This is a genomic window from Ruegeria sp. CF1 (genome assembly GCF_056537445.1).
Genome location: NZ_JBQFRN010000001.1, coordinates 307595 through 332614, shown reverse-complemented (window position 1 = coordinate 332614; position 25020 = coordinate 307595). Strand labels below are relative to the sequence as shown.

Here is a 25020-nt window from a genome sequence, read left to right as displayed (position 1 = left end):
AGTTTATGGGTCCGTAGCGGATCACTTCGCGTCTGTTTAACCTTCCGCTTCGGCCCGGTTTTTGTACCGGTTGAAGAAGGAGAACGACGATCATGGCCGCCCTCCACACAATAACATTGCAATTTCAGAATACCTTATTAAGGCTCACTTTTTTCCTGATCTGCGCCGCAGCATTGTTCGCGGTGACGACCACCATTTTATCCGCGATTGGCATCCTGCCCTGGCTCTCGTTGCAGGCCGGTCTCAGCAACGGTGCAACGATTGACGCAGGCGTATATGTTCAGGCCGGATTGACCGCCCTGATCCTGATGCTGGTCTTCTATCTGCCATCGAACGCCCGCATGATGGCGCTTGAAAACACCCATCGTAAGTTCACAATGAATATGCAGGACGTGGCCGGGGCCTATCAGGTCGCCCATGCCGCCGACCGCAGCGGAGCCTTTGCGCTGGCCTCCGAATTCGACGCGGTGAAAGAGCGCATGGCCTTCCTGCGCGATCACCCCGATTTGCAGGGGCTCGAACCGCAGGTGCTGGAACTGGCTGCTCAGATGAGCCAGATCAGCCAGGAACTGGCCGAGACCTATGGGGACACAAAGGTCGAACGCGCCCGTGCCTTCCTGCGGCAACGTCAGGAAGAGGTCGAACAATTCCAGCAGCGCATCGAGGAAGCCCAAATCATCCAGCACGAGCTGCGCCAATGGACCCGAGACATCGAGATCGAGGAATCCATCGCCAAATCGCAACTCGCGCGCCTCAGGGATGAGCTGTTCGATCTGCTTCCGGAACTGTCGGCGCAATTGCAATCCCCCACGGACGATCAAACACCGGGCAGCGTGGTCGCGATGACCCCGCCGCGTGCCGCGGAATAGGCGCGTCTAGCGCCCGCAGCGGACGATGGCCCGAAGGGCCTGAGGACGTGGCGCGCCACCGGCGGTGAGGAAAGCCCGCAAGGGCTTGAAGAACCGCCCTTCCTCGGGCACCAAGGGCGACATGGCAAAGACACAATCCTTCACCTGCTCCGCCTGCGGTGCCTCACATACACGATGGTCAGGCCGCTGCGACGGCTGCGGCGAATGGAACACCATCGTTCAGGAAGCCCCGCTCTCGGCAGGACCAGTCAAGAAGTCGCTCGGGGGCAAGCGCGGTCAATCCATCGCACTCACCGACCTCTCGACCGAGGAAACACCCCCGCCCCGCACCCTCTGCGGTGTTGAAGAATTGGACCGTGTCCTCGGCGGCGGCCTTGTCCCTGCATCGGCGCTGCTGGTGGGCGGTGACCCCGGCATCGGCAAATCGACCCTTCTGCTTCAGGCTGCCGCACGTTTCGCGCGCAATGGAATCAAAACCATCTACGTCTCGGGCGAAGAGGCCAGCGCGCAGGTTAGGATGCGCGCGCGCCGCTTAGGTCTAGAAGAATCGCCGGTGCAATTGGCCGCTGAAACCAACCTTCGGGACATCCTCACGACGCTAGAGGCAGAAAAACCCGGCCTCGCCATCATCGACTCGATCCAGACGATGTGGGCCGACAATGTCGACAGCGCGCCGGGCTCGGTGTCGCAGGTGCGCGCCGCAGCGCATGAGCTGACGACATTTGCAAAACGCCACGGCGTATCGATCATCATGGTTGGCCACGTCACCAAAGAAGGCCAGATCGCTGGACCCCGTGTAGTCGAACATATGGTCGACACCGTGCTTTACTTCGAAGGCGAACGCGGGCACCAGTTCCGCATCCTGCGCGCCGTTAAGAACCGCTTTGGCCCAGCGGATGAGATTGGCGTCTTCGAAATGACCGGCAAAGGGCTGGCGCAAGTCACCAACCCCTCGGCCCTGTTCCTATCGGAACGCGGTAAGCCCAGCCCAGGTTCCGCCGTATTCGCAGGTATCGAAGGCACCCGCCCCGTGCTGGTCGAATTGCAAGCACTGGTGGCGCCGTCCCCCCATTCCCAGCCCCGCCGCACGGTTGTCGGATGGGATAGCGGGCGGCTCGCCATGATCCTTGCAGTGCTCGAAGCACGCTGCGGCATCCCCTTTGCCGGGCTCGATGTCTATCTAAACGTCGCCGGAGGGCTGAAAGTCAGCGAACCCGCCGCTGACCTCGCCGTTGCTGCTGCACTGCTTAGCGCTCGTGAAGACACCGCCCTGCCTGCCGATACGGTCGTTTTCGGAGAAATCTCGCTATCCGGGGCACTTAGACCAGCCCCGCAGACCGAAAACAGGTTGAAAGAAGCGCAAAAACTTGGTTTCACAGCGGCAATTGCTCCGGCAGGTGGCAAAACTGGCACTGTGGCAGGTCTGACACTCACCCGACCCTCTGATTTGGTGGGGTTTGTTGGCGAAACCTTCGGAGCAGGGTAAAGTCGCGCCTTGAGGGGCAGAAAACGAACAGGCGAGGGCCATGGAAGGTTTTACAATAATTGACGGGGTTGTGGCCCTGATCATCGTGCTGTCGGGCTTGCTAGCCTATTCGCGCGGTTTCATGCGCGAGGTTTTGGCCATCGCAGGTTGGGTCGCCGCGGCAGTTCTGGCATTCATCTTTGCCCCGCAGGCTGTGCCACTGGTCAAAGAAGTGCCAGTGGTCGGTGAATTCCTGCGCGACAGTTGTGAGCTTTCGGTGATTACCGGCTTTGCCGCCGTCTTCGCCATTGCACTGATCGTGGTCAGCATCTTCACGCCGCTATTCTCTTCACTGGTGCAGCGTTCTGCGCTTGGCGGCCTGGATCAGGCGCTTGGCTTCTTCTTTGGAATCGCACGCGGCATATTGCTGGTTGCGATTGCGTTCTTCGTCTACGACACCGTGATGACCGGTCAATCCTACACGATGGTCGATGAAAGCCGCTCGGCCAAGGTGTTCGAACAGTTCAGCAGCAGGATCGAGGAACAAAACCCCGAGGCGGCGTTGGGTTGGGTTACCGCCCAGTACGAAGAGCTGGTCGCAAGCTGCACCGCCGACAACGCCTCTGAGGGTTAATCAAACCAAATTCCAAAGAAAAGCCCGGTTTCAGCCGGGCTTTTTTGCGTTTGGTTCGGAAAAATCAGATAAACCCTTCGCCACCACAAATATTGCACCGGATGGTCTTCAGGCCAAAGCATCCGTCACATCGGCTTGAGATCGGCTTTCCATACTGGTCTCGGCTCTTGATCACTTCACCGGTTCCCTTGCAGATCTCGCAGGGTGCGCGCCCTGCCCCACGACATCGGTGGCAACGCCGCTTGACAGGTTTGTCCTTCGGTGTGTTTTGCTTGTGTTGCCACATGGCGTCTGCTCCACCAGGTATTGCCGGACTGCATGCAAAAAACCTTCGTAATGATATGACAGCATAGGTCTGTACATTTGTCATCCTAAACCCGCGGCGTGTACAATTCGCACCTGCGTCAAATCGCGAATGTGATCCTTTGATGACACACGCATCGTTTGGCATTATGTGGAGGCCATACCGACATGGAATCGGAGCTGCCGACCTTGCTGTATCTGTTTTCTTATGCGCTAGCCGCTTTCGTGCTTGTGCCTGAGTCCCGTGCAAACGGACCAAAACACACCATTCAGATACCCGTCCGCACCCGATCCGACCTGAACACCATCCTAAGCAAGTCATAGAAATTGGAGCCCGTGTATGTGTGGGATTTTGGGGATCGCAAGCCGGACACATGATGTCTTTGCGGAAATCTATGACGGCTTGCTGATGCTTCAGCACCGAGGTCAGGACGCCTCGGGGATCGTCACCTATAACGGCGAGTTCTTCCGTGAGAAGAAAGCAAATGGTCTCGTCAAAGACGTGTTCAATGCCAGTGACGCCGAAACCCTGTTGGGAAAGGTCGGCATGGGCCATGTCCGTTATCCAACCGCTGGCTCGCTCAGCGCGGCCGAGGCGCAACCATTTTTCGTGAACGCGCCTTATGGCATCTATCTGGTTCACAACGGCAACATCACCAATACCGAAGAACAGCGCGAAAAGGTTACCGCGAAATACAGCCGTCACCTGCGCACCACCTCGGATTCCGAGGTCCTTCTGAACGTACTGGCCGACAAGGTTGCGGATGCGATCAAGGTCAATGGTAATGCTGATCCGATCCGCAACCTGTTTGCCGGTGTCAAAATGACGATGGAGCGGGTTCAGGGGGCGTATTCGGTGATCTGCCTCGTCGCGGGCGTCGGGATGCTGGCCTTCCGCGATCCTTACGGCATCCGACCTTTGTCTGTTGCCAAGCGTGCTGCAACTGGTGACGGCGATGATTATGCCTTTGCTTCCGAAGATGTGGCATTTGGCATCAACGGTTTTGACAAGCTGCGCGACCTAGGTCCCGGCGAGGCGATCCTTATCGACCTCGACGGCAATATGCACGAGTTCCAGGCCGTTGAAGGTAATCTGACACCCTGCATCTTCGAGTATGTCTATCTAGCCCGACCGGATTCGCTGCTGGATGGGGTGTCGGTTTACAAAACCCAGATGCGAATGGGGCAGACGCTGGCCAAACAAATTCAGGACTCGGGACTTGAGATCGACCGGATCATCCCTGTGCCAGATAGCGCCCGCCCTGTCGCGCTTGAGGCCGCAAAGATCACAGGCATTCCCTATCGCGAGGGGCTTGTTAAGAACCGTTATGTTGGCCGCACCTTCATCATGCCAGGCCAGGAAGAACGGCAGAAATCCGTGCGTCGCAAACTGAACGCGGTGCCTTTGGAGTTTGACGGTCATAACGTACTGCTGATCGACGATTCGATCGTGCGCGGCAATACAATCAAAAAGATCGTCCAGATGTGCCGTGAGGCCGGGGCAAAAAAGGTCTATATCGCCAGCGCCTCGCCCCCGGTGAAATACCCCAATGTCTATGGCATCGATATGCCCACCCGACACGAGCTTGTCGCGAATGGCAAAGAGATCGAGGAGATTCGCGAAGAACTGGGTGCGGATGCGCTGTTCTACCAACATCTCGACGATCTGATCTGGGCTGCCAAGGAAGGCAACCCCGAGATCGAAGCTTTTGACTGTTCCTGCTTTGACGGCAACTACGTCACCGGCGTCGACGAGGAATATCTGGGCAGTCTGGAAAACAGCAGTCGGGTCAGCAAGAAGCGTGAAGATATGCAGGTGGTCGGCAGTTCGTGGAACGCGGCGAAACTTGCCTCGGGGTGATCGGGCGAATCGCTTTGTCCTGAGGCGTCGGCCTAGAGACTTGCGCTAGCCGCCATAGGTCAGAATCCGCCGACAACCTATTGCTGAACAGGCTGCATTTGCAAAGGGTTCGGTATGCGGCATACGAACCGCTCCGAACCGAGTGCTGCCGGCCTTTTGGTCCGGCAAATCCCGTGTTACCCGAATGCCGAAAACCACTCACAAAACGGGGTCCGGGCGCGCAGCTCGGCCACAGATCATGGCAAACGCAACGGTGAAAAGCGCCGCCACACAGGCGGGGGCGCTCAAGAAGAACGCGGTCTCGGTATTGGGCATTTTTGGACCCAAGGCGGACCTACAAGCCCTAGTCCGCATGTCGTCGGGGCGCATTAAGAAAGTGAAACCCGGCAGTCGTGTCGGCCCGGGTAAGGTGGTCGCCATTGATGAAAATGGCGTTGTGCTGCGACAAAGCGGCCAGAACCGCCGGATCGACATCCCCGGCAGCTGATCCTGACTTGACGCCCTGCGCGTGCAGGTTCAAACCCCCCTCATGACCGATCAGACCAAAATCGCCCTTATCACCGGGGCTTCTCGCGGGTTGGGCGCGGCGCTGGCCGAAGCGCTGGCCCCCGACTATCACATCGTCGCTGTCGCTCGCACTCAGGGCGGGCTGGAAGAGCTGGATGACCGCATCCAGGCAAAGGGTGGCTCGGCCACTTTGGCCCCCATGGACATCACCGATCCCAATGCGATGGCGACCCTGTGCCGGGGCATTCACGATCGCTGGGGCAAGATCGATTTGTGGTTGCATACTGCAATCCATACCTCAGCCCTGACGCCAATGCATTTCGTTGATCCGAAGGAATGGAACAAGGCAGTCAGCATCAATGCAAACGCCACCTCGGTTCTGATCCCGTATGTCTCGCCTTTGTTGGGCGAAACTGGCCATGCCGTGTTCTTCGATGACCCGAAGGCAGGCGAGAAGTTCTATGGCATCTACGGCGCCACCAAAGCGGCACAGATGGCGCTGGCTCGCAGTTGGGCGACCGAGACCGCACGGACGGGACCGCGCGTATCGATTGTTGAGCCTGCACCGATGCCGACCGCTGTCCGTGCACGTTTCCATCCCGGTGAGGATCGGGATGTATTAACCAGCACTGCGGATGAGGCGGCGCGGATTATAGCACTGTTGTGAGAATGGCCCTGACGGGCCATGCCTCCGGCGGAGGTATTTCTGGCCAGATGAAGCGGGCGGACTAACCGATATGGACGCCGTTTCGCCCGGCGAGGTCGACGAAGAATTGCCAGGCGACGCGGCCCGAGCGTGCCCCCCGGGTGGCTTGCCACTCGATGGCTTCCGCGCGCAGAGTTTTTGGATCAACCTTGACGCCATGAGCGGCGCAGTAACGATCGATCATCGCTAGGTATTCGTCCTGATCGCAGGGGTGGAACCCCAGCCACAGGCCGAAACGGTCAGAGAGTGAGACCTTCTCCTCGACCGCCTCGGACGGATTAATGGCGCTGGAGCGTTCGTTTTCGATCATGTCGCGCGGCATCAGGTGGCGGCGGTTTGATGTGGCGTAGAACACAACGTTTTCCGGGCGACCTTCGATACCGCCATCCAGCACGGCCTTGAGCGATTTGTAATGCTGGTCATCGTGGCTGAACGACAAATCATCGCAAAACAGGATGAACCTGTGCGGCGCGGCACGCAGGTGGTTCAGCAAACGCGCGACCGAGCCCATATCCTCGCGCTGCAATTCGACCAGTTTCAGGTCAGGATGCTCATCCTGCAACGTACCGTGCACCGCTTTGACGAGGCTGGATTTCCCCATTCCGCGCGCGCCCCACAAGAGCGCGTTATTAGCCTTGTAACCCGCAGCAAAGCGGCGCGTGTTGTCCAGCAACGTATCGCGGGAGCGGTTGATCCCCACCAATAGATCAAGGTCGACCCGATTGACCTGTGTGACGGGTTCCAGCCGGTCAGGCTCGACATGCCAGACGAAAGCCGGGGCCGCGTTGAAATCAGGTGTCGCCAGCGGCGCGGGCGCCATGCGTTCCAACGCGTCCGCAATGCGATTCAGGGCTTGGTCGTCCATCGGCTCCTCCGGGATGTTCTGGCGGAGTTCAACCATGTTCCGATCAACACAACAAGAGTAGCAATTGAAAAAGGCGCGCCTACCTTAGGCGCGCCTTTAAAGCTATTGGAACAGGTTACTTGTTCTCTTCGTAATCCTGCATCACGTCTGCGTCGGCTTCGGCCTCTTCATCGTCGTAGTATCCATCGGCGCGCAACTGTTCTTCGCGCTTCTTCTCGACACGGGCGACCAGGAATATTGAAATTTCATAGAGCCCGTAAACTACGACAAAGAGGATGATCTGGGTGATCACGTCCGGCGGTGTGACAATCGCAGCCAACACCAGAATGCCTACCACCGCATATTTACGCACTGCCCCCAGACCTTCGGCACTGACAAGTCCGGCCTTACCCATCAGTGTCAGTAATACGGGCAATTGAAAGCACAGGCCAAAGGCAACGATGAACTTGATGGTCAGGTTGAGATATTCCTGCGCCGAACCCTGAAACACCACGCTCAAAGGTGCGGTTGCGCCTTCTGCTACAGCTTCCCCTTCCGCTCCAAACTGCTGGAAACCGAGGAAGAAGTCATAGGCCAGTGGCGTGACCACATAAAAAGCGAAGCTTGCGCCCAGCAGGAACATGAAGGGAGAGGCCAGCATGAACGGCAGAAACGCGTTCTTTTCCGATTTATACAGGCCCGGCGCCACGAACCTCCACATCTGCATCCCGATATAGGGAAAGGCCAGAATGAACCCGCCCAGCAGCGAAACCTTGATCGCTACAAAGAACCCTTCCTGCGGCGATATGAAGATCAGCCCGCAATCCTGTCCACGCTCGGTCAGCACCTCACATAGCGGTTGCGTGAGGAAATTGAACAGTGGCGTGGCCACGGTGAAACAGATGATCATACCGATCAGAAACGCCACAACGCAGTGGATCAGCCGCGTACGTAGCTCGGCCAGGTGCTCGATCAGGGGTGCCGAGCTGTCCTCGATCTCGTCGGTCTTGGTCATGTCTTGCTTTCGGTTTTCAGCGCTGCTTCGGCCTCTTCCGCCTTGGCCAGCGCATCCGCGGCTTCCTTGGCCTTGCGTTCAGCGGCAGCGCGCGCCGTTGTGGCTTGGATCTTCTTGGCTTGCTCTGCTCGCTCGGTGGCCAGCTTGCCGGTCTCGCTGTCAGGGTCGAACTTGGTTGGGTCGATGGATTTGGCCACGTCGCGCGCGGCTTCGTTGATCCCGTCCATCGCTGTACTAACCGGGTTGGTCGCCGCGTTCAGGCCCTTCTTGATCTCATTGACGCCTGCTTCGTCCGCAGCCTCGTTCATTGCAGTGCTGAATTCGCGCGCCATGCCGCGCGCCTTTCCGACGAACCGTCCGACATTGCGGAACAGCACAGGCAGGTCCTTTGGCCCCACCACGATCAACGCGACGATGCCGATGACCAGAAGCTCGGTCCAGCCCAGATCAAACATCTAGGCTCAGACCTTGTCTTTGTCAGTCTCAGGCGTGACGTCTTTGGCCAGCTCGGACGCGTCTTGTTCCAGCTCTTCCGAACCTTCCTTGATGCCTTTTTTGAACGAGGTAATGCCTTTACCCACTTCACCCATCAGCGAGCTGATCTTGCCGCGTCCAAACAGGACGAGAACCACAACAGCAATCAACAGGATACCCGGAAGGCCAATATTGTTGAGCATGACTTGTCTCCTTCTACGTCGGCGCAGCGCGCCGTGAATATGTCTGGCCCCGTGTCTACGCCCGTACGGGCATCAGCAAAAGTGCGACAGATCAAATCCGCGCGCAAAATTGAACGGATCATGCGTTTTTTGCGGACTCGCATTTCTCAACTGACAGGTTTATGTCAGTTGATATCACCTAGAAGGACGATATCGAAACCTGGTCTACGGAGAACCACATGACCCATGTCGCAGAAATCGTCACCTTTACCCTTGCCGACGGCACAAAGCCCGAACAGTTCGTCAGGCTAAGCCAAGCCTCCGAAGCCTTCGTCCGCGCGGCTCCCGGCTTTACCCACCGCCAGCTAAGCCATGGCGAAGATGGCCGCTGGACCGACTATGTCGTCTGGACCGATATGAAATCCGCAAAGGACGCCGCTGCTGCATTCATGCAACAGGATTTTGCACCCGCTCTGATGGCGGCAATCAACCCCGACAGCGCCCAGATGCGTCACGAGACCGTGCTATGGAACATGACCGCCTAAGGGCGGCTCAGACGGCGTGTCATGCGCCGCACTGACCGCCTGTTCGACATCATACAGATCCTGCGCGATGGTAACTTGCACCGCGCGCAGGACATCGCGGACCGACTTGAGGTGTCGGTCCGTACGATCTATCGCGATATGGACACGTTGGTGGCCTCGGGCGTTCCTGTAGAAGGCGAACGCGGCGTAGGTTACATGGTGCGTGAACAGATCACGCTGCCCCCGCTAAACCTGACACCCGCCGAGCTTGAGGCTCTGAACCTCGGCATGGCGATCGTTGCCGAGGCCGCCGATCCCGATCTTAAATCCGCCGCGGAATCTCTGGCCGAGAAAATCGACGCCGTCTTGCCCACGCAGGTCATTGCCGAGGCCGACAGCTGGAAATTCGCGGTCTATCCCTTCGCTGATGTCGTACGCGGAATGGCACATATGGCCCCGATCCGCGCCGCGATCAAATCGCGCCAGAAATTGCAGCTCAGCTACCGTCGCATTGACGGCGCGCTGACCGAACGCACCATCCGACCGCTACATATGGAATACTGGGGCCGTGTCTGGACACTGACCGCCTGGTGCGAACTGCGCGATGACTTCCGGGTCTTCCGCATCGACCTGATAGAAAACGTCACGCCTCTGCCGGAACTCTTTATCGACGAACCAGGTAAACGGCTCAGCGACTACGATCCCAATGCGTGATCCGTCCTTCATCTGGCCCCAAATACCTCCGCCGGAGGCATGGCCCGGAACGGGCCATTTCGGTCACTTCAGGTAAGGCTCGGGATCAACCGACTCGAACCCTTTGCGCACTTCGAAGTGCACATATGCATTGTCGCCCCCGCGAAGCGAGGCGATCTTTTGTCCCCGTCGCACCCGATCACCTTTCTTGATGGTGATATTGTCGACATTGGCATAAACAGTCAGCAAGTCATTGTTGTGTTTCACAACGATGATCGGAACCTGATCCGCATCCGCGGTGATCGCGGCGACCGTGCCTGCCTCGGCCGCACTGACCGACGCGCCTGGCGCTGCGGCGATATCTATCCCCTCATTCTTACCCTTCTTGTAGGTCCGAATGATGGTGCCGCTCACCGGGCTTGCCAGCGCCGAGCTTCCCGAATTGGTCGGGGCCTCGGCTGTGATATCCGGCGCAGGCGTTGCCGCGGCAACTTTCTCATCCGGCAATGGCTGCGTCGCGCTCGGCGGCGTAGGAGTTGGTGAGCCTTCCCCCGGTTGGGTTACCGCAGTTGCCGTGGCGGCCGGCGCTGCTGCCCGAGGTGCCGGTTGATTCTTGACCGGGATCAACAGGTACTGGTCTTCGCGCACCATAAAGTCTGGTCCCAAACCGTTCCATTCTGCCAGAGACTCCACAGGCACCTGATAGAGGCGCGAAATTGTATAGGCTGTCTCACCCCGCTTGACCTTGTGCCGGATCGGCTCAGGCCCCGTAGCAACCGGTGCCGGAGCCGCAGCAGGTTGCGCGGGCTCCAATGTCGATGTCTGTACAGATCCTGTGTCCGGTGCCTCGTCAATCGCGGTTCCGGCAATGGTCGCAATATCAACATTGCTCGTCCCACCGACCGAGCGCGGCAAGGCCAGAACTTCACCGTCACGCAGGCTGTCATTTGGCTGCAATCCGTTAAACCGGGCCAATTCGGCCACCGGCATGCCGATCCGGGTGGCGACATCGCCAACTGTATCCCCACGGCGGGCTACCGCGACCTGATAGTTCGGATAGGTGATCACGCCACGCGCATCCGGCGTCGGGCGGTTGGCGGTCGCTGCAAGGGCGGCATCTGCAGTGGAGAACCCGCCGACATTGCCGCGAAGGTCATAGTCATATGGCCCTTCACACCCGGCCAGAATTGCCAGCGCGGCAACACCTGTCGCATAGCGGCGCATTGCTGATTTGGAAACTGCTCTCATTTTACTGTCCTCAACACCTGCCCCTGTTCTCCGGGGTTCTGGCGCCTCTAATATACCTTTACGCTCCGTCTTTTCCCAGCCCCTCAAGCAAGGGCACAAAACGGACCGGCAACAATTCGTCATAGTCCAGACCGGTTTCAGTGCGCGTGACCCGGATTAGGGTCTGCACCGCGTCCGACTGGCCCACGGGTAACACCATGATACCGCCGATTTTCAACTGCGCCAAGAGCGGCCCCGGAGGATCTTCGGCGGCCGCGGTCACAATGATACGGTCAAACGGGGCCTGTTCGGACAGGCCAAACGATCCATCCGACAGCATCGCGGTCACATTCGTCAGCCCCAGCTCACGGAACAGTTCTCCCGTTTCGCGCACCAGCCTCTTGTGCCGCTCAACCGTGTAGACCCGGCGCGCCAGCTTGGACAGGATCGCCGCCTGATAGCCCGAGCCGGTGCCGACCTCTAGAACCGTATCACGCGGACGCACCTGCAGCGCCTGCGTCATCAGCCCCACAACCGAAGGCTGGCTGATGGTCTGGCCACAGGCAATAGGCAGTGGAGTGTCCTCATAGGCCCGGTCCGCGAACAGGCCTTTGACAAACTGCCCCCGGTCAACCTGTTCCATCGCCGCCAGCACACGTGCATCCGTCACCCCGCGCGAGCGCAAGGCAAACAGGAACTGCATTATGGTTTCTGCGCTTGGTCCAGTCATTCGATGACCTTTAGCGCCTCGAGCGTGTCATATGCTGTCAGATCAGCGCGCATCGGAGTGACCGAGATATATCCTTCCAGATTGACCGCCGCATCCGTGCCCGGAGCAGTCGGGTTATGTTGATACCCGCCCTTAATCCAAAGGAACCGGCGACCCGAGGGCGAGCTGTGCGGCTCGACAGAGAAATGTGTATCGCGTCGGTACCCCTGCGGGGCCACGCGCGTACCCAGCACCTCACCTGCGGGAACCGGAGGGAAATTCACATTATAGAACAGACGATAGTCGCCCTGCTGCTCGGGTGTCGCATCAAGAATGCGGCGCACCAGATCGGCCCCAAATTTGGCAGCCGCCTCAAACGGATCGTCCAGCCCCAGATTGCGCGGCCCGAAATACTGAGACAAGGCAATCGCGGGCACACCCTGCAACGCCGCCTCCATCGCGCCGCCGATAGTACCCGAATACAGCGTGTTCTCAGCCGAATTGTTGCCCCGGTTCACCCCTGACAACACCAGATCGGGCGGCGCGTCCTTCATAACGTCGTGCAAACCGGCCAACACGCAATCCGCCGGAGACCCTTCGGCGGCATAGCGACGCTCGCCCAGTTTGGCGACCATCATCGGGTGGGTATAGCTGATGCAATGGCCCACGCCCGACTGTTCAAATGCAGGCGCGACGACCCAGACCTCGCCATCGGGACCGGCCAGTTCAGCCGCGATCGCTTCAAGTACAATCAGTCCCGGCGCATTGATGCCGTCATCATTGGTCAGAAGAATTCGCATGCCCGGTCCACCCCTCGTTTTGCCCTTGATAGACCCGCCTCAGCGCTGCGACAAGCAATGCACATGCGCAATCTGAGGCTTTCACGCACCACTTGGATGAAAATGCAGGATTTGAGCGTCAGGCCGGGAATACAAAACACCGGTCGCGGCGAATGGTCAGCCACATGACACGGCCCTCTTTGGGCACAAAGACGTTCGGGACCGTCGCCTTCAGGATCGAGCCATCATAGTCCATGCGAAACTCGACAAGGCTTTCATTTCCCAAAAACCGAGCACGCTCAACCACGCCTCGGGCGGCAATGCCGTCTGTCGGCGTCGGCGCAGGCCCTTTGCCATTGCGGTCGAAGTCCAGCTTGACGTGCTGGGGTCGAAACACGATTTCAACATCGGTCGCGTCCGGCACACCGGGCGCAAGAAAACGGCCAAACGGAGTATGCGCCAACGCACCATTAACTTGAGCCTTCAACACATTGATATCACTAAAAAACGAAACTGCTGCCTTGTCTGCAGGCCGGGTATAGACATTGTATGGCGCCCCCTGCTGCACAATCTTGCCGCGCCGCATCAGCGCGATTTCATCAGCCATTCGCATCGCCTCGTCCGGCTCATGCGTGACCAACAGAACAGCAGCGTCCTCTTCTTTGAGGACTGCGAGCGTTTCGTCCCGAATGCCGTCGCGCAGACGGTTATCGAGGCCCGAGAACGGCTCATCCATCAGCATGATCCGCGGACGTGGGGCCAAAGCACGGGCCAGAGCAACCCGCTGCTGCTCACCCCCAGATAACTGATGCGGAAATCCATCGATGAACCGCATCAGATCGACCTTGGTCAGCAGTTCCTCGACCCGCGCGCGTTTCTGCTCTTTGCTGCCTTTCAGGCCGAACGCGACGTTATCCGCTACGCTGAGATGTGGAAACAGCGCAAAATCCTGAAACATCAGCCCAATCTCGCGCCGTTCGGGCGGTACGCGGAATACCGTGTCACAGATCAGCTTGCCATCGACGTAAATCTCGCCCGAGGTCTGCATTTCGACCCCCGCGATCATCCGCAATGTGGTCGACTTTCCGCAGCCCGAAGGCCCCAGCAGGCAAGTCACCTGCCCCGCGTGTACGGTCAACGATACATCATCCACGACCGTCCGCCCGCCAAAGCGCGCAATCAGATTGCGGATTTCCAATCGAGGAGGAGTTGTCGTCACTGTCACCGATGGACCCCATTGCCTTTCCCGATCAAATCCATCGGGCTTAGGCGGGGATAACAACCCCGCCCATCAGGCGCAAGGGATCAGCAGCACCCGGTCGAGGCAGCTTCGCCCTGTACAACAAACGGGCTATCCCCGCCGCAGCCTTCGAAAATCCCGTAATGTGTCGAGAAATCGCCGATAAACTCGAAATGTCGTTCAAAACGGGTGTCTTGCAGCATCATCCACGTGTTGCCACAGACCGGGAATACTTTGCCGGCCTCGATCGTATGGTGGTCATCCAGCACAAATTCATGCGGCGCATGCGGCACTGTGCCCTTGTAGATCACAGCCTGACCGTAATCCTCGCATGCAGGTTCCAACTCCGGCAGCTTGAACAGACGGTAGGTGGCCGAAATAAAGCTCAGCGGTGCGATCCGTTCTTCCAGAATTGGGTTCTCGATGGTCAAAGGCCGATGCGTCACCCGACGGGGATCGCCAAATCCGGCAGCACGCGACATCGACAGAAAATCGTTCCAATAGAGCGCACCCGACAGGCATTCGCCATACAGGATCTCATCCTCGGCCATCGCCTTGGGCACCCGGCGGTCGGCATAGACGTCCGAGAAATACATCTCGCCACCCTCTTTCAGCAGCCGATGCGCACCGCGCAGCACAGCAGCCTTGTCGGTCGCCAGATTGATCACGCAGTTTGAGACGATGATATCGAACGATCCCGGTTCGAGGTCCAGCTCATCCAGCTTTTCGATATAGCCGTGGTGAAACTCGACATTGCTGGCCGAATGTCCGAATGCCATCGCGTGATAGTCCTTATGCGCACGCGCCACGTCGAGCTGCTCAGGCGTCATGTCAACGCCGACGACACGGCCCTTTTCACCGACCATCGCGGATAAAGCATACACATCGCGCCCCGCACCACAGCCCAGATCCAGGATACGCATTCCCTCCAGATCCAACGGAGCAATCAGCCCGCATCCATAGTAACGTGTCAGCACATCATCATGAATTTGCGACAGAATTTTCTTGAAGTGATCCGGCATATCATCCGGAGTACAGCAGGCATTTGTTTGCAAATCCGCGCTGCCTTGCAACACCTCACCATAGTAGTTCTGCACAGCCTCGTGCTTCATCGGGGCAATCCTTTTGTCACTGGTCTTTTGCAGCTAGTGCAGCAATCCACACCACGCAATCCACCAGCGCCCGATCTGACGAAACCGTGACTGGGCTCAGGCGAGCAGGTCGAAATCGACGCCTGCGTGCACGCGGCCGTTCACTTGAATCTCCAACCGATGCGGCCCAGGAACCAACTTGAATGTTGTTGCATTGCCCTTCAGCTTGTGCCGCTTTCTAAGTGTCAACTGACCACCTGTAAGCTCGGCCTGTTTCAACTTGTGAACCTTGGGTGAGATCTTTCCGCCAGGTCGTTGGAAATGAACGATATAGTCGACCAAGACTGGCTGATCTTCTGCGCCGCTTAGGCGGGTTTCAAACTCCAGCGCTTCACCAATCCGGGCCGGACCGTTTACCTGAATCTCAACCGCAATATCTGCATCGGGATCGTATCCAAGCACCTTCATCGCCTTGGGATGCCCAGATTTCACAAGGCCTCGTAATGCATGAGATGTCATCCAGTTCAGTTCATCCTTGTCCTGCCGCCCTGCCTTGCCCCAATCCCGCAGACGTTCCAGCACCAGATCGGGGTCTTTCTTGGTGATATCATTCAGATGATTGGCGACCGAGCGCGTCACATAGCGCGTCCGATCCCCGTGCAACCGGTCCAATAACGGCAATGGGTCTGACATTGCCAAGCCAACGGCCTGCCCCCACGGTAAACGCGGCCGCGTGCCCTCGCTGACCAGACGACGCACGTGATAGCTGGGATGGGTGCACCAGCCCTGCATCCGCGCCATGACCAGTTCGGAGTGGTGATTGAGGAACGGGCGGATCGCCCATTCCATCGAAAATCTCTGGGTCAGCTCTTCGAATACATCCAGCGCCAAAGCGGGATGATCCAGGCCGATTGCACAAACCCAATCACCCAAGGGCGCAAAGATGAAGTCTCCGAAGTCGTCATCACTTTTGGCGGGGTCCAGCGGAGGCGGCAGCGCCCGCAGAATGACCGGTGCCACTGCCGGCAAATCGCCGGGCACCGATTCTTGCAGACACTCTGCAATCCACGCCATACGCTCTTTCAGTTCAAGCTCGGGCAAACGCGACATCACTTTCGCCGCGAATGCTTCTTCCTTGAAATCGGAATCAGCATTGGCGAACAAGCCCGCAAGAAAGCTTACCTTTTCCGCGTTGAACAACTGATCTTTCAGAGAAAAGTTCTGTGCCATACCTACATCGTCAGATTGGTGCCACCACCGTCCAGCAAAATGTTCTGCCCGACAATGAACCCGGCGTGTTGCGAGCATAGAAACGCGCAGGTCGCCCCAAACTCTTCCCTCGTGCCATAGCGTCTCGCTGGGATGGTTGCAGCGCGTTCAGCCCGTGCCTCGGCCATCGAAATACCTTTCTGCTCTGACACCCCGCCATCCAGCGCGTTCGCGCGGTCGGTGGCGTGGATACCTGGCAGCAGATTATTGATCGTCACGCCATGTGGTGCCACCTGGCGCGATGTGCCCGCAACATAGCCGGTTAATCCAGTTCGCGCCGCATTCGACAGGCCCAGCACCGCAATCGGCGCGCGTACCGACTGCGAGGTGATATTCACCACGCGACCCCAGCCCTTATCCATCATTCCCGGTAGCAGAGCCTTCATGAAAGCTATGGGTGTCAGCATATTGGCATCCAGCGCTTTGATGAAATCATCACGCTCCCAGTCCGACCACATGCCGGGCGGAGGGCCACCCGCGTTTGTGACAAGGATATCAGCACCCTGCGCAGCACTTATCACCTCGGCCTGACCCTCTGGTGTGGTAACATCACAAGCCACTGTCTGCACGGCAACGCCATATGAGGATCGCAAACGCGTGGCTTCAGCCTCCAACGTTTCGGCTCCGCGCGCGTTCATCACAAGATCAACGCCGGCTTCGGCCAACGCCTCGGCACAGCCCAATCCCAAGCCTTTGCTGCTGGCACAAACCAGCGCACGTTTTCCGCGAATTCCCAAGTCCATTCTGGCCCTCCCTATCTTCGGCACACATCTAACATCGGCCCTGCAAAGAAGACCAGAATGGGATCTTGCGGATTAATAAAAGAACTCTTCACGCACGATCTTGCCATCGGCGACGTGATAGACACCGACCTCACGCATATCAAAGCTCTCACCGGTTTCTTTCACCTTGCCCTGCACTTCAAAGATCACGGCAAAGCGGTCGTCACCATGCGGGTACGGGCCACTGACGGACGCGCCCGATACTTCATGAGCGCCTTCCCACCATTCGTGCTTGCCACGAATGGCTTCCAATCCGTGCGTCTCGCGCCCCATGCCCGCAAAATCCTGTCCCTCAACAGAAACAGCATCCGAGGCATAAAGCTTCTCGAGGTTTTCCTTGGCCCGGTTCTCGCGGCATCCAGCAACCAGTTCGTCTGCGATTTCTTTCAAATTCATTGGTCCACTCCATTTTTGTTCACTATATGTTCTTATTGCCACAGCCACATGATTCGAACCACCCCCTTTGTCTTGCCTCAGTTGGATTCCCCGCCTATACGCGCGCTTATGCTTGATACTTCGAACCAACCCACCCTGCCGCCCGAGATCGCTCGTCGCCGGACCTTCGCTATCATCTCGCACCCGGATGCGGGCAAGACGACGCTAACGGAAAAGTTTCTGCTGTACGGCGGCGCGATCCAGATGGCTGGACAGGTACGGGCCAAGGGTGAGGCACGGCGGACGCGGTCGGACTTTATGCAGATGGAGAAAGATCGTGGTATTTCGGTCTCAGCCTCGGCCATGTCGTTCGACTATGGGAACTTCCGGTTCAATCTGGTGGACACACCCGGCCACTCGGATTTCTCCGAAGACACCTATCGCACCCTGACGGCCGTAGACGCCGCCGTCATGGTCATTGACGGTGCGAAAGGTGTGGAAAGCCAGACGCAGAAACTGTTCGAGGTCTGCCGCCTGCGCGATCTGCCGATCCTGACCTTCTGTAACAAGATGGACCGCGAAAGCCGGGATACGTTCGAGATCATCGACGAAATTCAGGAAATGCTGGCGATCGACGTCACGCCAGCCGCGTGGCCTATCGGTGTGGGTCGCGATTTCATCGGCTGCTACGACATGCTGCGCGACCGGCTTGAGCTGATGGACCGCGCCGACCGCAACAAGGTGGCCGAAAGCATCCAAATCAATGGTCTGGATGACCCTAAGCTGGCCGAGCATGTGCCCGCTGAATTGCTCGACAAGCTGCTGGAAGAGGTTGAGATGGCACGCGAATTGCTGCCCAAGCTCGACCCTCAGGCGGTGCTTGAGGGGCACATGACCCCGATCTGGTTTGGTTCGGCCATCAACTCGTTTGGCGTCAAGGAACTGATGGAGGGTATCGGCGCCTATGGTCCGCAGCCGCAGGTTCAGTCCGCTGAGCCCCGTCAGATCGCGCCCGATGAAAAGAAGGTCGCCGGTTTCGTGTTCAAGGTGCAGGCCAATATGGACCCCAAACACCGCGACCGGGTGGCCTTTGTCCGAATGGCCTCGGGCCATTTCAAACGTGGCATGAAGCTAACGCATGTGCGATCGAAGAAACCGATGGCAATATCAAACCCTGTGCTGTTCCTCGCCTCTGACCGGGAACTGGCCGAGGAAGCCTGGGCCGGAGACATCATCGGCATTCCCAACCACGGTCAGTTGCGCATCGGCGACACGCTGACCGAAGGTGAGGCGATCCGGGTAACCGGCATCCCCTCCTTCGCACCGGAATTGCTGCAAACGGTGCGCGCGGGTGACCCATTGAAGGCCAAGCATCTGGAAAAGGCCCTGATGCAGTTCGCCGAGGAAGGTGCCGCGAAGGTATTCAAACCTTCGATTGGGTCGGGCTTCATCGTCGGAGTCGTCGGTGCGCTGCAATTCGAGGTGCTCGCCAGCCGGATTGAGATGGAATACGGCCTGCCTGTGCGGTTTGAGGCGTCTCAGTTCACCTCGGCCCGTTGGGTCAGTGGCAACAAGGTTGAGATCGACAAATTCGTCAACGCCAACAAGCAGCATATTGCCCATGATCACGATGGAGATATCGTCTATCTGACGCGGCTGCAGTGGGACATCGACCGGGTCGTCCGCGATTATCCCGAGCTGAGCCTGACCGCGACGAAGGAAATGATGACCTGACGGACTCTCAGCGCAATCCAGAAGTGTCCACATGGGGGATTGTGTCCACGATCCGCGCCCCGCGTGAGGATATTTTGCGCTTTGCCGCCCACCACCTCGATATCGGCGCGGACCGGATTCACATCTTTCTGGACGAGCCGGTCCAGGGGGACATCTCAGCCCTGCGCGACCATCCCCGGATCCGGGTGCGTACCTGCGATGCGGCGTTCTGGAAGCGCCGCAGGCGTGAGAGGCCGGACAAACATCAGGTTCGCCAATCCTCGAATGCGAATTTGATCTACAACAGGACTGATCTGGACTGGGTCGCACATATCGATGTCGATGAGTTTTTGTGGCCAATGTCCCCGATCCCCGACCTGCTGCGCGACATTCCCGATGACATCCCCGCCGTCCGCGTCCGCCCGATTGAGGCGCTGGCGGGTGGCCAGGACCTCTACAAAGCGTTCATTCCCGAAGGTCAGAATCGACAAGCGCTGGTCGAAGCGCTCTATCCCAATTTCGGCACTTACGTTCTGGCTGGTTTCATGAGCCACATTCAGGGCAAACTGTTCGTACGCGGCGGTTTGAAAAAACTGAGCGACCGTATCCACAACCTCTATCAGCACGGTGAGTTTCTGCCAGTCAGAACCGAGCTTCCTCAGATCGATCTGTGTCATCGCCACGCCCCGGATTGGGAGCATTGGCTGGCGCATTATCGTTTCCGCCTCGAACGCGGCTCGTACCAGGCCAGCCCGGATCGCCCGCGAAAGATCGGTGCGCTAGACAGGTACGAATTGATCACCCTTCTGGAAACCGAATACGGGCTCGATGGCCTGCGGGAATTTTACGATGAAATCAGCGCTGCTGACCCGGAAGTGCTGGAACGGCTTGAGGATAACGACATGATCCGTCACCGGCCGCTTGATCTGGACCAAAAAGTCGCGAAACACTTTCCCGGAACCATCTGAATTGTTGCGGAAATCCTTGTTACCGGCAGATTTGCCACGGATTAAACCGACTTCATTTGACCCTGCCCCACGTTTTTGTTATGCCCGCGCCACAGCCGAAACGCGCATGGGGCGCATGGCCATCCGGGCCCGGCATTTTCAGACGCGCGGGCCAGGTCTAGTGTCCGCTTGAACCGGACATACATGACAAAGTTTAACGAACTGAACCTGAACCCGAAGGTCCTCAAAGCAGTTGAGGAAGCCGGATACGAAACTCCGACCCCGATCCAGGAAGGCGCAATTCCAGCCGCGCTGGAAGGGCGCGATGTTCTGGGGATCGCCCAAACCGGCACCGGCAAAACTGCCAGCTTCACCCTGCCGATGATCACATTGCTGGCCCGTGGGCGCGCCCGCGCACGCATGCCACGCTCGCTGGTCTTGTGCCCGACGCGGGAACTGGCAGCGCAGGTGGCCGAGAATTTCGACACCTACGCCAAGCACCTCAAGCTGACCAAAGCACTGTTGATCGGCGGCGTTTCCTTCAAGGAACAGGATGCTCTGATTGACCGCGGTGTTGACGTGCTGATTGCCACTCCGGGCCGTCTGCTGGATCATTTCGAACGCGGGAAGCTTCTTCTGACAGGCGTTCAGATCATGGTGGTGGACGAAGCTGACCGGATGCTCGACATGGGCTTCATTCCTGATATCGAGCGCATCTTCTCGCTGACGCCATTCACCCGCCAGACGCTGTTCTTCTCAGCCACCATGGCGCCCGAGATCGAACGGATCACCGATACTTTCCTGTCGGCCCCCACCCGGGTCGAAGTTGCGCGTCAGGCCACCGCTTCGGAAACCATCGAACAAGGCGTAGTGATGTTCAAAGGTGGTCGCCGGGATCGTGAGGCCAGCCAGAAACGCAAGACCCTGCGCGCATTGATCGATGCCGAGGGCGACAAATGCACCAACGCGATCATCTTCTGCAACCGCAAGACCGATGTAGATATCTGCGCCAAGTCGCTGAAGAAATACGGCTATAACGCCGCCGCGATCCATGGCGATCTGGATCAGTCGCAGCGGATGAAAACACTGGACGGATTCCGCGATGGATCACTGCGGCTGCTGGTGGCTTCGGACGTTGCTGCGCGGGGTCTGGATATCCCCTCGGTCAGCCACGTGTTCAACTTCGATGTTCCCGGCCATGCCGAAGATTATGTCCACCGCATCGGCCGCACGGGCCGTGCCGGGCGCGAAGGCAAGGCAATCACGATCTGCTCGGGCCGCGATGAAAAGGCGCTGGCCGCGATCGAGAGCCTGATCCAGAAGGACATTCCGCGCATCGACAATCCGGTCAAGGCCGATGAGCCCAAGCCCGAGGCGCCAAAGCCAGAGAAGAAGGCCAAAGCGTCGGACAACAAAAAGAGCGAGAGCCGCAAAGAGCGAGAGCCCAAAACCCGTGGTCGTGGGCGTCGCGACGATGGCGGGCCAGCAGTTGTAGGCATGGGGGATCACCTCCCCAGCTTTATCGCTCTCAGCTTTGATGAGCGTCGCGCTGGCTAGATTGTCAGCACAAGCGCCAATATCGACAAGCCAAGCAACGTCATCCCGGCGATCTCGCGACGGGTGATGGTTTCACGGAAAAACAGCAGCGATGCGATCAGGCTGAGGATCAGTTCGATCTGACCCAAGGCCTTTACATAGGCTGCGTTCTGCAACGTGAAGGCGAAGAACCAGCAAAACGAACCACAGAGGCTGGTCAGGCCGACAAAAACACCGGTCCGGCGAGTCTCCCACACCGCGCGCAGCTCGGCCCTGTCTCGCCAAAGCAGCCACAGCCACATACTGAGAAATTGGAACGTTACCACGACGGCCAGCGTCACAAGTGCTCGGAACCACGCATCGATGTCGCCCAATTGCAAAGAGGCACCGCGATAGCTGACCGAGGAGAATGCGAATAACACGCCTGACCCCAGTCCAAGACGCGAGGCTTTGTTTGTCAGATGTTGCCACCAAGCGCCGCTGCCTCCGGGCGTTTTTGACAACAACAGGACGGCCAGCAACCCAAGCAGTATTGCCCCCAGCGCCCCGGTAGAGACCTGATCGCCGAGGACAAGGAACCCCACAATAGCGGTTTGAATCACCTCAGTTTTCTTAAACGTAATCCCTACCGCAAAGTTGCGCTGCTTGAACAATGCCACAACGCAGATCGTGGCCAATATCTGTGTGGTCCCGCCGATGACAGCAAATATCCAGAACTTCGCCGTCAGCGCTGGCAGTTCGTACCCCGTCGCGGCCAAAGCAATGAAAAGCCCCAGCAAGGCCAATGGCATGGAATAGGCGAATCGTGCAAATGTCGCCCCGGCAGCCGAAAGCTTCACGCTGCTCAGGGATTTCTGCAGCATGAACCGCACCGTCTGGAACGATGCGGCCGCGATGGTGACGGGAATCCATAAACTCATGGCTTCCCTTCTGTCGTTAAATCAAGGCTTTGGCCAGAGCGGATGCGCCACCGGATCCTTGGCGCGCCAGAAGTACTCTCGGAATATCTGCCCGTACGAACGGTAGACATAAGCCTCGTTACAGGCCAAGTATCTTTCCTTGCCCGTGCGGTAGAGTGCAGGCAATCGGTACCAAGGTGCTGATGGGTTCATATGATGAACGACGTGCAAGTTATTGTTCAAAAACAGAAATGCAAGGATGCCACGGTCTTCTACGATCACTGTGCGCGCGCGCGATTTCTCATGCGCGCGGTGTTCCAGGAATGTGCGGATCTTGACCAGTCCCAGCCCGATATATGCTGAAAGGGCGAAGGCCCAGATCGGCATTTGCGAAAGCGCGACGATCCAAAGAGTCGCGACAACGCCTGGCATATGCAGCGCCCATGCCAACAAAATCGCCCGATCTCCGCGAAGTGCACCACGCAGTTCATCCCGCAAGAACGCAACCTGCCCGATCGCAGGCCCCAGAACCATCCGCCCCAGCAAAGTATTGTTCACTTGATACATCCGTCTTTGCCATCGAGCCAGAGACGCCCAGACCTGCGGGTCGAGATAGTTGGTCTCAGGGTCATCATAGGGATCGGTTAGGTTCGCGTCACAGTGATGCGCCAGATGCAGGTCCCGAAACCGATTGTAAGGAATGAACAAAGTCAGCGGCAGCGCCATCAGTGCCTCATTCAGCCATTTCTGGCGAAAGGGGTGCCCGTGCAGCGCCTCATGCGTCAGCGAGGAATGCAGAGCGGCTACCAGCCCCATGAAGAGGATCGCCAGCCACAATAATATGCCTGCCAGCCAGAAAATCGCAGCAAGCCAAGCGGAATAACACGCGATAATTAGGGCAAATGTCGCCCATTCGGGCGATTTGGGTGTGACCGGCTCAGCCATTGCGGCCCCACGAAATTCCGGCCCAGATACGCTCGTAAATCACATACATGGTCAAACCAATGGCCGTATTGACCAGTGCAACCATCCCTCCAAGTGCTGCTGAACCCGTGGCGATCAAACCAACCAGCGTCATCATCGCCAGCCCCATCGCATTCCACACCAGCGCCTTCACGACCGACCTGCGTCGCGTTTCCATTCCAGACCCCATTCTTATTTTTGTAACACCAGCGTTACAGACAGAGCCAAGGGTCGTGAATTCTGAATATGATTAACAATTCTCACCAAAGGTGATATTAATCATCACATGATTGATAAAATCGACAAACGGGATCGCGCCCTGCATTTTCGCCAGCGCCTGGCCCGAGCGATGCAAGAGCGCAATGTCAGCCAAAGCGCCCTGGCACGCAGCATCGGGGTTGACCGATCTACCGTTTCGCAATTGCTGACCGGGGCGGGGGCACGCCTTCCGAATGCTCATGTCGTCGGCAGCTGCGCCTCGGCGCTTGGGGTTTCCGCCGATTGGCTTCTTGGGCTTTCCAACCGACCCGAAAGCGCGGCAGAACTATTGGCCAGTTCCCTCACCCTAACCGAGGCCGCCCGGGCATTGGTTGATGAGCGCATTTTTGAATGGCATCAAGAGGCCGCCGGCTACAAGATACGCTACGTTCCGGCTACCCTGCCCGACATGCTCAAGACCCGCGCCGTGCTTGAATGGGAATACGCTCCGCATCTCGGCCGTACTGCAGATCAAGCCATTGGCGCCTCGGCAGACCGGCTGGCATGGATGCGCAGCGCCCAGTCCGATTATGAGATTGCCATGCCGTTGTACGAGCTTCACAGCTTTGCCTATGCCACCGGTTACTACGAGGGACTACCGCTTCAGGTCCGGTTGGATCAGATCGATCACCTGCTGTCGGTGTGTGAGCAGCTTTATCCACGTCTGCGCATCTATCTATTTGATGCAAAACGTCTTTACTCTGCCCCCGTCACGATATTCGGCCCACTTCTATGCGTGTTCTATGCCGGAAGCCACTACATGGCTTTCCGAGACCGCGACCGGATTGAGGTCTTTACGCTCCATTTCGACCGGCTGGTTCGAGAGGCGGATATGACCGCGCGTGATTTCCCGGACCATCTGCAGCAATTGCGCTCAGAAATCTCTCAGACATGACCTGGGCTGAAAGCTGTAGTATAGTCACTTGGCGCGAAACTACAGACATTCCGATCTGAGATGGAGGATGACGGGAATGGACGCACTCAAAACCGCTGAATACGCACGTGCCCTTTATACGGCCCATGGCGATCGGGCCGAAGCCGAAGCTGCGCAGAAAATGCGCGAATGCGAAGCCGCCGGAAACCAGCAGGAGGCGCAGGACTGGCAAGCCGTCCGCAACGCCATCCGCCAGATTCGGGGGCCAAATCAGAGCTGAT

Annotated in this window: 29 protein-coding genes; 14 read left to right on the top strand and 15 right to left on the bottom strand. The window is 58.1% G+C overall.

Annotation, left to right across the window (positions count from 1 at the left end):
* The first annotated feature begins 92 nt into the window (after positions 1 to 92).
* The 7 genes from ACRZ96_RS01690 to ACRZ96_RS01660 all read left to right on the top strand — a co-directional run bounded on the left by ACRZ96_RS01690 (position 93) and on the right by ACRZ96_RS01660 (position 6306).
* Positions 93 to 869: a DNA repair protein gene (locus tag ACRZ96_RS01690; RefSeq protein ID WP_170421961.1), complete on the top strand. Its 777-nt coding sequence runs from the start codon at positions 93 to 95 to the stop codon at positions 867 to 869.
* A 121-nt stretch (positions 870 to 990) separates the two neighbouring features.
* Positions 991 to 2355, top strand: coding sequence for a DNA repair protein RadA (radA, locus tag ACRZ96_RS01685; protein WP_480771482.1), 1365 nt, complete (start codon positions 991 to 993; stop codon positions 2353 to 2355).
* Between the two features lie 40 nt (positions 2356 to 2395).
* Positions 2396 to 2968, top strand: a complete 573-nt coding sequence (locus ACRZ96_RS01680; RefSeq protein ID WP_170595435.1) for a CvpA family protein — start codon at positions 2396 to 2398, stop codon at positions 2966 to 2968.
* 471 nt (positions 2969 to 3439) lie between these two features.
* Positions 3440 to 3595, top strand: coding sequence for a hypothetical protein (locus ACRZ96_RS01675; RefSeq protein WP_480771483.1), 156 nt, complete (start codon positions 3440 to 3442; stop codon positions 3593 to 3595).
* Positions 3596 to 3611: 16 nt separating this feature from the next.
* A complete protein-coding gene (gene purF / locus ACRZ96_RS01670; protein ID WP_480814175.1) occupies positions 3612 to 5132 on the top strand; it encodes an amidophosphoribosyltransferase in 1521 nt (506 codons plus the stop codon).
* A 238-nt stretch (positions 5133 to 5370) separates the two neighbouring features.
* On the top strand, positions 5371 to 5619 hold the full coding sequence (locus tag ACRZ96_RS01665) for a hypothetical protein (RefSeq protein WP_170396813.1): 249 nt from the start codon (positions 5371 to 5373) through the stop codon (positions 5617 to 5619).
* Positions 5620 to 5661: 42 nt separating this feature from the next.
* Positions 5662 to 6306, top strand: coding sequence for an SDR family NAD(P)-dependent oxidoreductase (locus ACRZ96_RS01660; protein ID WP_480704984.1), 645 nt, complete (start codon positions 5662 to 5664; stop codon positions 6304 to 6306).
* A 61-nt stretch (positions 6307 to 6367) separates the two neighbouring features.
* Here ACRZ96_RS01660 and ACRZ96_RS01655 read toward each other — a convergent pair whose 3' ends face one another.
* The 4 genes from ACRZ96_RS01655 to ACRZ96_RS01640 all read right to left on the bottom strand — a co-directional run bounded on the left by ACRZ96_RS01655 (position 6368) and on the right by ACRZ96_RS01640 (position 8881).
* Positions 6368 to 7210, bottom strand: coding sequence for an ATP-binding protein (locus ACRZ96_RS01655; RefSeq protein WP_170422448.1), 843 nt, complete (start codon positions 7208 to 7210; stop codon positions 6368 to 6370).
* Positions 7211 to 7325: 115 nt separating this feature from the next.
* Positions 7326 to 8204: a twin-arginine translocase subunit TatC gene (gene tatC / locus ACRZ96_RS01650; protein WP_170396809.1), complete on the bottom strand. Its 879-nt coding sequence runs from the start codon at positions 8202 to 8204 to the stop codon at positions 7326 to 7328.
* Positions 8201 to 8659, bottom strand: coding sequence for a Sec-independent protein translocase protein TatB (tatB, locus tag ACRZ96_RS01645; RefSeq protein WP_170396807.1), 459 nt, complete (start codon positions 8657 to 8659; stop codon positions 8201 to 8203). The genes tatC and tatB overlap by 4 nt, the downstream gene beginning before the upstream one ends.
* A 6-nt stretch (positions 8660 to 8665) precedes the next feature.
* Positions 8666 to 8881, bottom strand: a complete 216-nt coding sequence (locus ACRZ96_RS01640) for a twin-arginine translocase TatA/TatE family subunit (protein WP_010440381.1) — start codon at positions 8879 to 8881, stop codon at positions 8666 to 8668.
* Between the two features lie 218 nt (positions 8882 to 9099).
* Here ACRZ96_RS01640 and ACRZ96_RS01635 point away from each other — a divergent pair, with 218 nt between their 5' ends.
* The gene (locus tag ACRZ96_RS01635) at positions 9100 to 9405 is read left to right on the top strand and encodes a hypothetical protein (protein WP_170406158.1); all 306 of its coding nucleotides are present in this window, start codon (positions 9100 to 9102) and stop codon (positions 9403 to 9405) included.
* A gap of 21 nt (positions 9406 to 9426) precedes the next feature.
* Complete coding sequence (locus ACRZ96_RS01630) at positions 9427 to 10098, top strand: helix-turn-helix transcriptional regulator (protein WP_170509576.1); 672 nt, start codon at positions 9427 to 9429, stop codon at positions 10096 to 10098.
* Positions 10099 to 10161: 63 nt separating this feature from the next.
* Here the strand turns inward: ACRZ96_RS01630 and ACRZ96_RS01625 are convergent, their stop codons facing one another.
* The 8 genes from ACRZ96_RS01625 to ACRZ96_RS01590 form a co-directional block, all read right to left on the bottom strand.
* On the bottom strand, positions 10162 to 11325 hold the full coding sequence (locus ACRZ96_RS01625) for a peptidoglycan DD-metalloendopeptidase family protein (protein ID WP_170406164.1): 1164 nt from the start codon (positions 11323 to 11325) through the stop codon (positions 10162 to 10164).
* Positions 11326 to 11383: 58 nt separating this feature from the next.
* Positions 11384 to 12034: a protein-L-isoaspartate(D-aspartate) O-methyltransferase gene (locus ACRZ96_RS01620; protein WP_170509978.1), complete on the bottom strand. Its 651-nt coding sequence runs from the start codon at positions 12032 to 12034 to the stop codon at positions 11384 to 11386.
* A complete protein-coding gene (gene surE, locus ACRZ96_RS01615; RefSeq protein ID WP_170610958.1) occupies positions 12031 to 12813 on the bottom strand; it encodes a 5'/3'-nucleotidase SurE in 783 nt (260 codons plus the stop codon). The genes ACRZ96_RS01620 and surE overlap by 4 nt, the downstream gene beginning before the upstream one ends.
* A 118-nt stretch (positions 12814 to 12931) precedes the next feature.
* On the bottom strand, positions 12932 to 14017 hold the full coding sequence (locus tag ACRZ96_RS01610; RefSeq protein WP_170396795.1) for an ABC transporter ATP-binding protein: 1086 nt from the start codon (positions 14015 to 14017) through the stop codon (positions 12932 to 12934).
* Between the two features lie 80 nt (positions 14018 to 14097).
* On the bottom strand, positions 14098 to 15144 hold the full coding sequence (locus tag ACRZ96_RS01605; RefSeq protein WP_480704990.1) for a methyltransferase domain-containing protein: 1047 nt from the start codon (positions 15142 to 15144) through the stop codon (positions 14098 to 14100).
* 96 nt (positions 15145 to 15240) lie between these two features.
* Positions 15241 to 16353: a hypothetical protein gene (locus tag ACRZ96_RS01600; RefSeq protein WP_480814174.1), complete on the bottom strand. Its 1113-nt coding sequence runs from the start codon at positions 16351 to 16353 to the stop codon at positions 15241 to 15243.
* A gap of 2 nt (positions 16354 to 16355) precedes the next feature.
* On the bottom strand, positions 16356 to 17135 hold the full coding sequence (locus ACRZ96_RS01595) for an SDR family oxidoreductase (protein ID WP_170396789.1): 780 nt from the start codon (positions 17133 to 17135) through the stop codon (positions 16356 to 16358).
* 72 nt (positions 17136 to 17207) lie between these two features.
* Positions 17208 to 17570, bottom strand: coding sequence for a SnoaL-like domain-containing protein (locus ACRZ96_RS01590; protein WP_170396787.1), 363 nt, complete (start codon positions 17568 to 17570; stop codon positions 17208 to 17210).
* A gap of 108 nt (positions 17571 to 17678) precedes the next feature.
* Between ACRZ96_RS01590 and ACRZ96_RS01585 the strand changes: the two genes are divergently transcribed.
* From ACRZ96_RS01585 to ACRZ96_RS01575, 3 genes are all read left to right on the top strand, one after another.
* A complete protein-coding gene (locus ACRZ96_RS01585; RefSeq protein ID WP_170396785.1) occupies positions 17679 to 19283 on the top strand; it encodes a peptide chain release factor 3 in 1605 nt (534 codons plus the stop codon).
* Between the two features lie 23 nt (positions 19284 to 19306).
* A complete protein-coding gene (locus tag ACRZ96_RS01580; RefSeq protein WP_480814173.1) occupies positions 19307 to 20230 on the top strand; it encodes a glycosyltransferase family 2 protein in 924 nt (307 codons plus the stop codon).
* Between the two features lie 183 nt (positions 20231 to 20413).
* Positions 20414 to 21766, top strand: coding sequence for a DEAD/DEAH box helicase (locus tag ACRZ96_RS01575; RefSeq protein ID WP_170732369.1), 1353 nt, complete (start codon positions 20414 to 20416; stop codon positions 21764 to 21766).
* Here ACRZ96_RS01575 and ACRZ96_RS01570 read toward each other — a convergent pair.
* From ACRZ96_RS01570 to ACRZ96_RS01560, 3 genes are read right to left on the bottom strand one after another with little or no spacing between them, the layout of a single operon-like run.
* Complete coding sequence (locus tag ACRZ96_RS01570; RefSeq protein ID WP_480704995.1) at positions 21763 to 22665, bottom strand: EamA family transporter; 903 nt, start codon at positions 22663 to 22665, stop codon at positions 21763 to 21765. The two genes, ACRZ96_RS01575 and ACRZ96_RS01570, sit on opposite strands and share 4 nt — an antisense overlap.
* Positions 22666 to 22686: 21 nt before the next feature.
* Positions 22687 to 23589: a fatty acid desaturase gene (locus ACRZ96_RS01565; RefSeq protein ID WP_480704997.1), complete on the bottom strand. Its 903-nt coding sequence runs from the start codon at positions 23587 to 23589 to the stop codon at positions 22687 to 22689.
* Positions 23582 to 23785, bottom strand: a complete 204-nt coding sequence (locus ACRZ96_RS01560; RefSeq protein WP_039535902.1) for a DUF2061 domain-containing protein — start codon at positions 23783 to 23785, stop codon at positions 23582 to 23584. Before ACRZ96_RS01560 ends, ACRZ96_RS01565 begins: the two co-directional genes overlap by 8 nt.
* Positions 23786 to 23893: 108 nt before the next feature.
* On the opposite strand from ACRZ96_RS01560, the gene ACRZ96_RS01555 reads away from it, so the two are divergent.
* Together ACRZ96_RS01555 and ACRZ96_RS01550 are read left to right on the top strand one after the other, a co-directional pair.
* Positions 23894 to 24760, top strand: a complete 867-nt coding sequence (locus ACRZ96_RS01555; protein WP_170396773.1) for a helix-turn-helix domain-containing protein — start codon at positions 23894 to 23896, stop codon at positions 24758 to 24760.
* A 76-nt stretch (positions 24761 to 24836) separates the two neighbouring features.
* Positions 24837 to 25019, top strand: coding sequence for a hypothetical protein (locus ACRZ96_RS01550; protein WP_480814172.1), 183 nt, complete (start codon positions 24837 to 24839; stop codon positions 25017 to 25019).
* Position 25020 lies beyond the last annotated feature (1 nt).